Source organism: Cellulomonas sp. (assembly GCF_017744555.1).
GTDB lineage: Bacteria > Actinomycetota > Actinomycetes > Actinomycetales > Cellulomonadaceae > Cellulomonas.
This window is the reverse complement of sequence record NZ_JAGIBD010000054.1, coordinates 1-11674: the sequence shown is the minus strand read 5'-3', so window position 1 is coordinate 11674 and position 11674 is coordinate 1. Positions and strand designations below refer to the sequence as shown.

General features: G+C 66.8%; 6 protein-coding genes, 1 tRNA gene and 2 pseudogenes. 4 read left to right on the top strand and 5 right to left on the bottom strand.

Annotated features, from left to right (window positions below; translation table 11 throughout):
• Window positions 1-424: 424 nt before the first annotated feature.
• The 3 genes from J7523_RS19290 to J7523_RS19280 all read right to left on the bottom strand — a co-directional run bounded on the left by J7523_RS19290 (window position 425) and on the right by J7523_RS19280 (window position 6123).
• Window positions 425-4201: a protein kinase gene (locus tag J7523_RS19290; RefSeq protein WP_291890278.1), complete on the bottom strand. Its 3777-nt coding sequence runs from the start codon at window positions 4199-4201 to the stop codon at window positions 425-427.
• A gap of 1 nt (window position 4202) precedes the next feature.
• A complete protein-coding gene (locus tag J7523_RS19285; RefSeq protein WP_291890276.1) occupies window positions 4203-5489 on the bottom strand; it encodes a hypothetical protein in 1287 nt (428 codons plus the stop codon).
• Between the two features lie 409 nt (window positions 5490-5898).
• Window positions 5899-6123: a hypothetical protein gene (locus J7523_RS19280; RefSeq protein WP_291890279.1), complete on the bottom strand. Its 225-nt coding sequence runs from the start codon at window positions 6121-6123 to the stop codon at window positions 5899-5901.
• Window positions 6124-6243: 120 nt separating this feature from the next.
• Between J7523_RS19280 and J7523_RS19275 the strand changes: the two genes are divergently transcribed.
• The 3 genes and pseudogenes from J7523_RS19275 to J7523_RS19265 all read left to right on the top strand — a co-directional run.
• Entirely contained in the window at window positions 6244-7338 is a 1095-nt protein-coding gene (locus tag J7523_RS19275) for a DNA cytosine methyltransferase (protein ID WP_291890274.1), read from the top strand.
• A gap of 18 nt (window positions 7339-7356) precedes the next feature.
• Complete coding sequence (locus J7523_RS19270) at window positions 7357-8991, top strand: TIGR02391 family protein (RefSeq protein WP_291890272.1); 1635 nt, start codon at window positions 7357-7359, stop codon at window positions 8989-8991.
• A gap of 234 nt (window positions 8992-9225) precedes the next feature.
• A pseudogene (locus J7523_RS19265) lies at window positions 9226-9528 on the top strand (ISL3 family transposase); the annotation flags it as partial.
• A gap of 1041 nt (window positions 9529-10569) precedes the next feature.
• On the opposite strand, the gene J7523_RS19260 reads toward J7523_RS19265, so the two are convergent.
• Window positions 10570-10659, bottom strand: a tRNA-Ser gene (locus J7523_RS19260).
• 57 nt (window positions 10660-10716) lie between these two features.
• Window positions 10717-11328, bottom strand: coding sequence for a VanZ family protein (locus tag J7523_RS19255; protein WP_291890270.1), 612 nt, complete (start codon window positions 11326-11328; stop codon window positions 10717-10719).
• A 215-nt stretch (window positions 11329-11543) separates the two neighbouring features.
• Between J7523_RS19255 and J7523_RS19250 the strand changes: the two are divergent.
• A pseudogene (locus J7523_RS19250) lies at window positions 11544-11674 on the top strand (NAD-dependent deacetylase); the annotation flags it as partial.

The window sequence follows — 11674 nt, the reverse complement described above, 5'->3', positions numbered from 1 at the left end:
GCCGGGGAGATCTCGCCCGCGTACCTCGCCGAGGCCGAGACGTTCAGCGGGCGGGCGCCGCGGCTCTGAGATCGGGCGCCCTCGGCGCCGCGGCACGAGGAGACAGCGAGGCCCCGGGTCTCTTGCCAGCGTTGACGCTGGTCAGAGACCCGGAGTCTCGCTGCCGCGGGGTGGTGACACAACTACCTGACCTACGCGGCGACGGGTCATACCGAGGAGTTGTCACACCAAGCTGGCTCGCGTGATCACACCGCAGCGAGCTCACCTGCGGAAACGACAGCCAAGAGGCAAGCGCCCTGCTGCACGCCGTCACTGCTGCGACCTGTAGCTGAAAGCAACCATGTGTGACGGCACGCCCCCTACGACTAAACCTCGCTCGGCTTGGCGGCTCGTACCACCAAGATCACGACTTGTTGGCAGCGGTCTATGGTCGCCTTGTCACTCGATACAGATGCGTCTGGCCGCTGCCCGACGTGAACCGCTCCGGGTCGTAGGCCTCCGGTCTCAGGTACCAGGCTTCGGCGAACTTCAGATCTGCGCTGGCGATCGCGAGTGCGGCAGCGTGGAGTTTCGATCCGGTCAGTCCCACCTCGACGTTGTAGTTCTCCTCAAGGTAGCGGCGAGAGTAGGAGGTCTCGACGGCGGCGACCATGTCAGCCAGGTCGTGGGTGTCGACCTTCTCGATCTCGCAGGCAGTGTAGTCACTAGCCGCGACTTCGGCAGCGAGCGCGGCCAAGCGTGACCGGGGTCCGGTGTCAGTGGGAATCATGATCTGGACTCGGTCGTACTCGCGGCGATCGAGCAGGGTGAAGAGGCGCTCGTGTTTTGCAGAGGCAGCAGCGACGAGCATTCGCCTACGACCGTCGTCGACTTGCCCGCTACCGACGCGGAGGAAGTCGTATTCGCCTCGCTCGCCTGTGAGGATGTCATCAAAGCGGTGCAGCCTCATGAACATGTCGTCGTCAACGCTGGCCTCCAGTCTTCTCTCAACTTCGTCCGGTAGCGGATACGACTCCTCGGCCTCTGTGTAGGCGATGTAGGCCTCTCCGTGCTGGAGGAGCTGCCCGCGCACCGCGGTGTAGATGAAGGGTTTCGCGAGGCCCGTGATGTCGATGAGGAACGGTGCCTGTTGGACCGGACGCGGGGTCCAAGAGGCCCGTGCGGCAGGGATCAGCGCGACAACCGCGCCGTCGAGAACCTCAAGAATCCCGGTTCGGCCTGCCAGGCCGTACTCGACCAGATCCGCTTGCGCGATGGCCAGTTCAGCTGTGATGCGCCGCATCGAGGTCTCGGCACGTGCCTCGAACCCGAGGCCGCCGAGCACCCCAGAGACGCCGGAGTTTCGAAGCTCGTTCCAGTCGGCCTTCGAGACCGTCGCCGTCTGCGCCGAACGAGGCGCCGCCGCCACCGACTCGCTCTCCTCGTCCTCGTCGATGCGAACGTCGTCGAACAGAGTGGGCTGCGCGTGAGCGCCATGGGCGGGCCGTAGGGTGCTCCGCCTGTCGCCGTCCGCATGGGCTGAATCACCTGTTTGGGGGGTGGCGTCACTTGTCGACGTACTCGCAACCCGGCCAGCGTCCGGCAAGTCCCCATTTGCCATCGCTACGAGCTGGCTCTCGGCATCAGAGGCTGCATCACCGACCTGAAATACATCGGTGGGGTATGAGCGAGGTGACTGTCTGAGGATCGTCACACACTGCGATGGGTCATCGAGCCACTGTTCGAGCTTGTCACCAGAGAGCTCGAAACGGTCGCGATGCCCAAGGGGCACGTACTTGGACAAACCGAGCAGCTTGCGGAAGGTGAGGATGTGCTGGGTGACCGGGTCGCCATCCCTGGTCTTGATCCGGGGAGCGTCTGGCGCACCAGAGAGCACGAACACGCCGGCATCGACCAGCTCCCGCAACTGCCTGAGCTGTCTTGCCTTGTCCCCAGTCGTGACCCGAACGTAGATCTGGCTGTACTCGCGCAGTCGTTCTCGTTGGCTCTCTGGGCGGATCGCGGAGTCGCGCAGTTCCTCGTGGGCGGTCTGAGCGAACCCATCGGCGAAGTCCTTTAGACGTCCATCACGCCTGTTGAGCCGCCAGATCAGGCGCGCGCTGTGCTCTTGGAAAGCGGTGGACTGAATGGTCTCTGGGACCGGCGTCTGCGCAATCGGACCAGACCTCTCGGCCTGATCGATGATCATCTGGTAGATCGAGAGCACATCTCCGATGTCTCCCACGCAGACGGCAGCCAGCGCGTTGACGCCCGCGTACACCTGCTTGCGCCGTGGCGAACTCGACTGAACGTAGGCGATGTCACGGGAGATGTCGATGAGGTTCTTCTGACCGAGGATCTCGGCGGGGCTGTGAGCCGGATGCGAGGCGAGCAGGCCTCGGCGTTTGTCCAGAACACTGGTGACGAAGTCCCCGCCAGCCCTCCCACTGTGGGCTCGCAGACTATTGAGAATCTCCTGTGCGAGGTCGAAGGTCTCGTAGTCCCTGCCAGCGCGGGCGCGCTCGACCAGGCCCGGTGACTTGAGAGCGAGCTCGAGCGTCTGGGCCTCGGTGGTGATCTTGAAGGCGCATACATCGCTGGCGAACATGAGCTGCGAAAGCAGCGTCGCGATGCTGTTCTCATTGAGGTGACGCGTCGAGACATCATCGAGCAGAAAGTACACGCTCACACCGTCCCACACACGTGAGCATTGCGTCACTGCGGCGGCGAGCGCGGTCATTGCGTTATTGGGGCTGCTGCTGAGCACGTAGACAGATTCGCCCGACTCAAGAGATCTCAGCATTGTGTAGATGCGTCGCTCCATCAGGTGGGCTGAGGTAGCCCCCCGAAGGTCGGCGTTCGTGATCAGTTCGCTGACGACCTCGGCGATCGGGCGGGGGTTCGCGCGGGTACCGTCGGTGAGCTCGTCGAGATGGCGGATAGCCTGTAATGCCTGCAACGCGTAGAACAGGAAGAGGCGACTGATCGGCTCGTGGATCTCACGGTCGGGCCGCCCGAGCCGGTCGAGCAGCCGGTTGCACGAGGCGTAGAGCCCGACGTACCCGTCTTGGTGCAGCGCTGACAGGACACGCGTAGCGTCGACACTTTCCTCACTTGCCACCACGGCGCGGGCGTGGAATTGCAGCGCGCGAAGCAGCATGGTCTTGCCACAGCCGCGCATGCCCGTAATGACGAGTGGGCCTGGCGCCTCTACACGCTCTTGCCAGGATCCGTTCGGGTCCACCAGCAACTTGGGAATGAACCAAGATCTCATCGTCTGGGCGTTGTAGGAGTCAGACATCCGGGTGAGGCCTTTCGGCACCTCCTTCCACGGGGAGGTGGCCAGATCGAACGTCGCTCGGATGTGGCCCTGCAGATCGGCGTAGTTGGTGCTGCGCTGGGCCAGTTGTTCGGGCCGCAGAAGGGCGGCGATATCATCGAGGGCTCGGGACAGTCGGTAGTCGACGTCATCAGCGGCATCCGGATCAATGTGGAGCCTACGGGCCAGACGCACCAAGTGATCGGTTATCTGGTGCGCGTCCGCGAGGCGCTTCGCCACGTCGCCGCTCTTGCTGCCGTCCTGGACGGAGCCGAGGTCCACGGCGACGGTGTCGACCGTCGGGTCGATCTGGTCGCCGCCTCGGACCGCGTCCGGGGCGAGTTGCCGGATTAGGATGTTGCCAGCGTGCAAGTCGTTGTGGTTCATCTGACGGGACTCCAGTTCCCGCAGAAGTTCGAGCAGATCCAGCGCGATCTGCGCTACCCGCTTCGCCGACAACTGACCTTCTCCCGCGAGGAGGTCCTCCAGAGAGGATCCCTCGACGTACTCGAGCACGGCGACGTGACATGGGATGGGCGCCTCGTCGCCGAAGGCCACGTCAACTTGGTCGACGCCAGTGATATCTACCAGGTGACGGGTCCCTGAGGCGACCTGGAGGTGCGTCCTACACTCGGCCTCAAAGTCCTTTCCGGCCATCTCATAGACAGCTCTCGGCGCCACCTTCAGACAGACCTTCCGCGCCAGGAAGTCGTTGGTCTCCGCGACGTAGGTCACGGCATAGAAGCCACGCGAGATCTTCGCTGTCACCCGGTAGGAGCTAATCTGCTCGGGCAGTTGCGTCAGCGGGTGGTCCATCTTGCGGCCGCATTCATCGCACTCGTCTGTGAGTTCGCCGCTGCCGTACCCGTACTTGGGGTGCCAGAAGCATGTGTAGTTCTGCATCCTAGTCGATGACCTCTCGGAGTTGTCCGATAGCCTCAGATGGCGATCTTGCAGGGACGGCCGTGATTTCGAACAGGTCGCTCACGTCGGGTGAGCCCAATTCGCTAGGCCACCGCAGAGAGAGGACCGCATCCCCGGGCTCAACTCGCATGTCCACCGGAACGTGCAGGAGCGCGCCCACCCGATCGGGAAAGGCCCCCTCGGAGGCCCCTCCGGAGCTCGCAACCGGCGAGTTGCCGCCTACGAGGCAGTCCCGGATTCGCTCGATGCGGTATCGCAGGAAGCCACCGCGCTCGGCCCTCAAGATCGTGCGCGGCCCTGCGATCGTCGCCCTGGACCGCTCGTTGAAACGGCCCCACGTCGACCCATGTGCCACCAAGTGTTCACTCAGGGCCGTGGTGATATCGCATCCGCTCTCCGGTGACCGCACAGGTGCTGCTGGGTATTCCACGGCGTCTCTAGTCACCTTTTGGGAGGATGCCTTCACGAGCACCCCGGTGATCTGCTCGCAGTAGGCGACGTGTTCGGTAAGCCATGCCGCGATGACCGGGTCCTCTGGGCCGAGGACGTCTCGGCTAGTGCCGCCGCCGTACTGGAGACACGCGATGCTGAGCGCGAACAGAGCTTCGCCGCGGCCGATCCAGGGCTGGGGCGGAAACTCCGCGTCCGTGACGAACACCGTGGCGCGCATGCCGAGACGACTGGCCACCTCGCAAAGTAGGGAGGCATGGCGACGAACCTCATCGCGGCTAGACCCGAAGTTGCCGTGGGGGGCCGCGCGAACCTCGAATCCTGGATACCTGACGCCAGCCGCGAGTTTCTTGGCCAGAAGACTGGCCACGACCAGCGCGGGAACGTTCTGCGTGCCCTCGGCCTGCCGAAGGCGGAACAGGGCTGCGTCCCCGGGGGCCCAGTGCTCGTTGGCGGCGGTGTGTGCGAATCCAGAGCGGCGCATTGCGGCGTCGAACTCATCCGCAGTGGAAGACCAGCGGTACCCGGGCACGTTAGCGAGGACGTCGACCGCACCAGCCGGACGGCCGGGCACCCCGACCTTGGCTACAGGCACACCAGAGGCACGCGCCATCAGGGGGACCAGCATGGTCGAGATCGAGCCCGGTCCGCCGGTGGAGGCGAGATCCGTGCAGTCCGCCAACTCCCGCAGGGCGCCGCCAGCGGTCAGCGCCATCGCAAGCTCGGCGACCAGGCCAGCATCTACCGGCGTGGAGAGTTCGCCGGTGCGCAGAATCTGTCGGTATAGGGCATCGACAGGTCCGGAGACCTCACTCAAACCGTCCACGCTCAGCCCTTCCCGACTCAACGCATCCACCGATCCGCGCCAGACCGGCCCTCGTCAACCTACCCGCGACGACCTACCTCACGTGGCGATTTCGGGCCGAGGTCAGCCGCGCCGCACCGACCAGATGGGAGCAGACCTGTCGCCGCACGCCTGGTGCCCGCGAGCGCATCGACGAACGTGGGCTGCATCGGTGCGCTCTTCACGACGACCAACCCCCTGACCCAAGGTCGGGTCGAGCCTGCCGTTGCGCGCCGACACGCTCGTACCAGGCGCGACGGATGCTCTCGTCCGCGGCGACCGGGTCGTCGTGCTCCCGGTAGCGCAGTAGCAGCCAGCCCAGACCGTCCAGGTAGGCGTCGGTGTCCCGGTCTCGCGCGACGTTGCTCGCGAGCTTCGCCTCCTACCACGTGGAGTTCGCGACCGGAGACGTCCCGTGGAGTGCACAGCCGTGCCAAAAGCACCCTTCGACGAACACATCGATCCACGCTCTCGTGAGCAAGATGTCAGAGCGCCGCCGCGGGAGGCCGGGCAGTGCGGCGTCCACGCGATACCTGAGCCCCGAGGCATGCAGTCGGTGCCGGAGGTCGACCTCCGGCACTCTGTCCCGACGGCGCTGACAGGCCATCCGCGCGGCGACGGCGGGCGACGACGCCGTCACACCGACGACGTACGACCCGGGCACGTCGCCAGGCTGCCCGGTGCGCCTCTGGCACGATGTGGGCGCGGCCGGCTACGGTCCCTTATCATGGGTCGTTCTGTGACTTCCGCCGCCGAGGCGCGGCCCGCCGACCTCACTGTTCTCGACCTCTTCGCGGGTGCCGGAGGACTGAGCGCTGGCTTGCATCGGACGGGCCGCTTCGCAACTGTGCAGGCCGTGGAGTTGGACGTCGCCGCGGCGGCGACCTACTCGCTGAACCACACGGGCACCACGGTCCACGTCGGTCCGATCCAGGACTGGTTGCGCGACCACGACGTGCCTGAAGTCGACGTCGTCGTGGGTGGGCCTCCTTGCCAGGGCTTCTCGACCCTCGGCAAGCAGGATGCCGAAGACACACGGAACGAGCTGTGGGAGGAGTACGCGCGGACCGTGGTCCAGGCGCGGCCCCGGTACTTCGTCGTCGAGAACGTCGCCGCCTTCCTGCGGTCCGAGCAGTACGCCCGGTTCCAGTGTTCTACCGAGCCGGGCGGCCTACTCGCCGACTGGACGTTCCAGGCCCGCGTGATCAACGCCGCCGACCACGGCGCCGCACAGGCACGGCGGCGCGCAGTCCTCATCGGCCACCTCCGCGATCTTCCGTTCCCCGGCTGGCCTGAGCCGGTGACGACCGATCGACAGCGGACCGTTCGCGAGGCGCTGGCCGGCGTCCGCCATAGCTGCGACGGTACGGACCTTCCCGTGCGGGCCACCGAGTTCGCCGGCCGAGTGCTCCCCGGTGCGTTCCGAACGACGGAGCTGCACCTCGATCGGACCTACACCTCCACCTCCCGTGCCAGGTTCCGGACGATCCCGGAGGGGGGCAACAGGTTCGATATCCCCGACCACCTGCTGGCCGACTGCTGGCGCCGCCACAAGACCGGCTCGGCCGACGTCATGGGACGCCTCCACTGGGACCGCCCCTCGGTGACGATCCGCACGGAGTTCTTCAAGCCCGAGAAGGGCCGCTACCTCCACCCTGTCGCACACCGTGCGATCAGCCACTTCGAGGCCGCCCGGTTGCAGGGCTTTCCCGACGACTACCGCTGGGTCGGGTCCAAGACCGCGATCGCGCGACAGATCGGCAACGCCGTCCCTCTGCCCCTGGGCGAGGCGATCGGTCAGGTACTGCTCGACGCAAGCTAGAGCCACCCAGGGAGACACATGGTCGACATGAAGCTGTCCTTCGATCCAATGACGATCGAGCACCTCGGCTTCAAGATGTACTCGCACCTCCCGAACGCCGTGGCCGAACTCGTCGCGAACTCGTACGACGCCGACGCAACGTACGTCCGAGTCGTCCTGTACGACGACGACGGGCGGTCCGTTGAGGTCGTCGACGACGGCCACGGGATGTCAGATGAGGACCTGGGCGAGAAGTACCTTCGGATCGGCCGCAACCGGCGCTCCGAGGACGGTGGGACGTCCGAGTCTGGACATCGTCGCGTCGCGGGTCGCAAGGGTCTAGGAAAGCTCGCTCTCTTCGGTATCGGCGACCGGGTGTCCGTCCGGACGAAACGTGCGGATACCGACATGTGGACCCGCGTGTCCATGGACTGGCACGACTTGAAGGCCACGAAGGGCGAGTACCGACCGCCGACCGACCACGAACCCGGCGACCTTGCCGATCACGGCACCTCGATCCGAGTCGAAGCACTCCGCCGTAGGACAGCCGTCGACGCGCGCTCGCTGGCCCGCAGCCTCGCGCGACTGTTTCAGCACGTCGACGCCGACTTCAAGCTGTCCGTCGTGGGCGTCGACGGGCACGAGGTCGAGGTCACGCGCGATCTCCGCTACGAATTGGTCGAAGTCGAAACCTCGTGGAGAATTCCTGAAGACATCGACGCTGGCGGGGGCTTCGCCCGCGAGAAGGATATCCACGGGGAGATCTTCGCGACCGTCAAGCCCCTCCCGGCGGAGATGCGCGGCGTCACGCTCTACGTGCACGGTCGCCTCGCCCACGAGCCTGAGTACTTCGGCGTCCCTGAATCCAGCTACGCGTTCTCGTACATCACGGGATACATCGAAGTCGACTACGTCGACGACCTCGACGAGGACATTATCGCGACGGACCGCAGATCGTTGAGCTGGGAGTCAGCGGAGGGCGAGCAGCTCCGCGACTATCTCGACGGCGTGATCCGCCAGGTGGCGGACCTCAGGCGCGGCACTCGTACGAAGGCAAAGAAGGAGCGGTTGCAGACTGACCTCGGCGTCGACAGCGAGACGTGGGTCGCGACGATTCGAGGGCCAGAGGCGAGCTCCGTGCGAGATGTGCTCGACCTGCTCACGTCTTCGGACTCGGAGATCGGTGACGACGATCGCACGAGCCTCGTCGTCGGCCTGTCGGAACTCGCACCCGAGTACGCCGACATGCACTGGCGGCATCTGCACCCGCGGATCGCCGAGGTCGCGGAGGACTTCTACACAAGCGAGAAGTACATGGCCGCCGTACTCGAGGCCGCCAAGCGGTACGTCGCCGACGTCCGTGCTGCAGCGCCGGACACGGCGAACCTGAAGGAGCGCGACGTTCTCACGAAGGCGCTCCGCGACGACGGCGAGCTGAACGTCTTCACGAAGTGGGCGGGATCCGGGTTCAGTCCCGAAACGGAGAAGAACATCCGCACCGCCCAACGCGAACTATCCCTCGGAGTCCAGCAAGGGTTCCGCAACCCTCTCGCCCACGAAGAGATGGTGCGTCTCGACGGCGAAGGCGTATTCACCTACCAGGACTGCCTGGACGCCCTCAGCATCATCTCCCACCTGCGGCGCCGCTTGGACGACGCAGGGTCGCCGGCGTGAACTTGAGGGGCTGCGATTGGAGGCGGAGTACACATCGCCCGGAAGTCCTCGATCACCGGGCGGCCGAGGAGCACCACCGGAGGTCAGGACTCTGACCGAACCCGCCTGGTGGCGTGGGCGGTTTGCAGGCTCATCGCTGATGAGGGTGTGGTGAGCGGCGCGCCGGTGTCCGCGTAGAGGTCGAGGTCACCCGAGGATGGGAGTTCTCACACAGCCCATCTGGAAGACCTCGACGTGTCTGACGCGACCTTCGCGAGCCCTGGCCTGACCACGTTCGCCCGGCTGGATGAGCTCGGCCTGGAAGTTCACGGGCGACGGCTTGAGCCGGACCGTGCGGTGCTGGCCTGCCGGGTCGTCGAGCCGGATCGCTGGTGCCAGCGTTGCGGCTGCGAGGGCGCCGTGCGGGACACGGTCACGCGCGAGCTGGCCCATGAGCCGCTGGGCTGGCGACCCACGACGTTGCTGATCACGGTCCACCGCTACCGATGCACCGGCTGCGCTCACGTGTGGCGCCAGGACACCAGCCGCGCCGCCGAGCTGGCGGCCGCATTCATCCACCAGGCGGCAGACCCGCGCTCGTACCTTCGTGCCGTCCCTGCCACGCAGGCCGTCGAGGTCGAGCACGCGGTCACGGTGCAGCCAGTAAGTCCGACCACTCCGGCCAGGAGTGGTTCACCCCCTCCCATCGCGAGTTCACCCGCGAGGGCCGCACCGGGTACAGCGACTTCGGCCCACTCCCCCCGACCTTCAAGAAGGTCGGCGGCCAGGCGTACGCCGTGGTGGTCCACTTGACATTCGTCGCGGAGGACGGGGACGTCTGGGTCGAGCACTCTGTCTCTGACAGCATCGGACGCGACGATGGCAACGCAACCAGCAAGATCAGGGGGCCGTGACGAAGATGGCCGCTCTGGTGGCTCCCGAACCGACTAAGTCTGCTGCGCCTCTGCCGGCCTGAACCAGTTTCTCGAGCAGCACCGCACCGGCGACATGACAAGCCTCGGGAAGAGCAAGCGGCAGCAGATCATGCACCATCTGCACACGACCGGAACCCTCCATGTACCGCCAGCAGTCGCACCGGCACCCGCCGCTACCCCGTGACGCTCGCCACTCCAAACGAGGGGCGTCACCGGCTGCGCATGACTTGTTTCGCGCGGCCAGCGGCGCCCCACTAGCATTCGTCGCGCCCGTCGACGCGGCCAGTGCTGGCCGAACGCGACCCGCAGGTCCTAGCGTTGCGGTTGCGCCCCCGCTTGTGGGTCACCCCCGACGGCGCGATCTTGGGGTCGCCGTCCGCCACATGCACCCAAATCCGGCAGTTCCTCGATCGGCACAACCGACGCGGTGCGCCGCAGCGTGAGGTCGGCCGTCAACTGCCGCGGTTCGCGTGCAGCCTGCTCCGCCCGGACGTGCCGATTGACGCTCCCGCTACCAGCACGGCCAGGAAGCGAGACCGCCGCTGGCGTCGTCCGCCCGGTGGGTCGAGGCCCTGAAACGGCGGAACCTGGGCCCAGAGCCCCTGTCGGGGCCCGGAACCCAGGTTCCGTCGCTATGTGGTGCCGAACCGCGTCGACACCCTGGTGGCGGTAGCGGTGGGATTTGAACCCACGGTGGACTTTCACCCACACACGCTTTCGAGGCGTGCTCCTTAGGCCGCTCGGACACGCTACCTCGGCGTCTGAGAGTACCCGCTCGGAGCCCCAGCACCCAATCCGTGCCGGGCGAGGGTCAGTCGTCGTCGCTCACCCCCGCGCCGGCGGCCGCTCCTGCAGCCTGCGGCACCGCAGCCCGCCGGTCGCCGCGGGCGGTGAGGCGTCGGGCGACGATGACGAACGCCGCGCCGATCCCCGCCCCCACACCCGCCAGGATCACGTCGTCCACCACGGCCGATCGTCCGCCGATCACGTACTGGATCGACTCGATCACGACCCTGACGGCGAAGTAGATCGACGCCGTCCGCAGCACACCGGACCGGCCGCGCAGCACGGTGAGGGCACCGCCCGCCGCGAACAGCGCGAGGTTCCCCCCGATCTGGACGAGCGGCACCTCCCAGTGCACCGACGACGTGAGGAGGTCGGCCAGGTCGGCGAACGGGACCATCCGCACGCTCGGCTCCATCCCCGGCAGCCCGGCCCCGGCTCCGGGTGACAACGTGATGACCGCGACCGCGACGACCCACACCGCGAACGCGCCGTCGTAGCAGGCGCGGCGCACCGCCGCCCACGTGCGCCGGCTGCCCGCGCGCTCCCAGCCGACCCACGCGGCAGCGACGAACGCGACGCCACCGACCACGACGACCAGCGGGATCAGGTGGGAGAAGCTCCGCCAGAGCTGGACCACGTGCGCTCCCCCTTCGAGCGGCCGACCCGGCGTCGTCGTGCGGCCAGCCGCGCCTGGCGCACGGCCGCGCGGCACCCGAAACCTACCGAGGGCCGCCGCGCGCTGTCCGGCGTTCCAGCGACGGACTTCGAGACCCCGGCACGGTACGGCCTACGACGCGCTTCAGGCCTCCACCCCGCTGCGAGCACCGCCCACCCGCGTCGTACCGTGGAGACGTGAGCACCACCGGCACGGCACGCGCGGGCACGCTCGCGGACGTGGTGGCCACGCTCGCGGGGCGGCGCCTCGCGGTGCTGACGGGGGCGGGCGTCTCGACGGACTCGGGGATCCCCGACTACCGCGGGCC

Bases quoted from the DNA above. Each gene is read 5' to 3' on its own strand.
- J7523_RS19290 (WP_291890278.1), bottom strand. From the start codon at position 4,201: ATGCAGAACTACACATGCTTCTGGCACCCCAAGTACGGGTACGGCAGC.
- J7523_RS19275 (WP_291890274.1), top strand. From the start codon at position 6,244: ATGGGTCGTTCTGTGACTTCCGCCGCCGAGGCGCGGCCCGCCGACCTC.
- J7523_RS19270 (WP_291890272.1), top strand. From the start codon at position 7,357: ATGGTCGACATGAAGCTGTCCTTCGATCCAATGACGATCGAGCACCTC.
- J7523_RS19280 (WP_291890279.1), bottom strand. From the start codon at position 6,123: ATGGCCTGTCAGCGCCGTCGGGACAGAGTGCCGGAGGTCGACCTCCGG.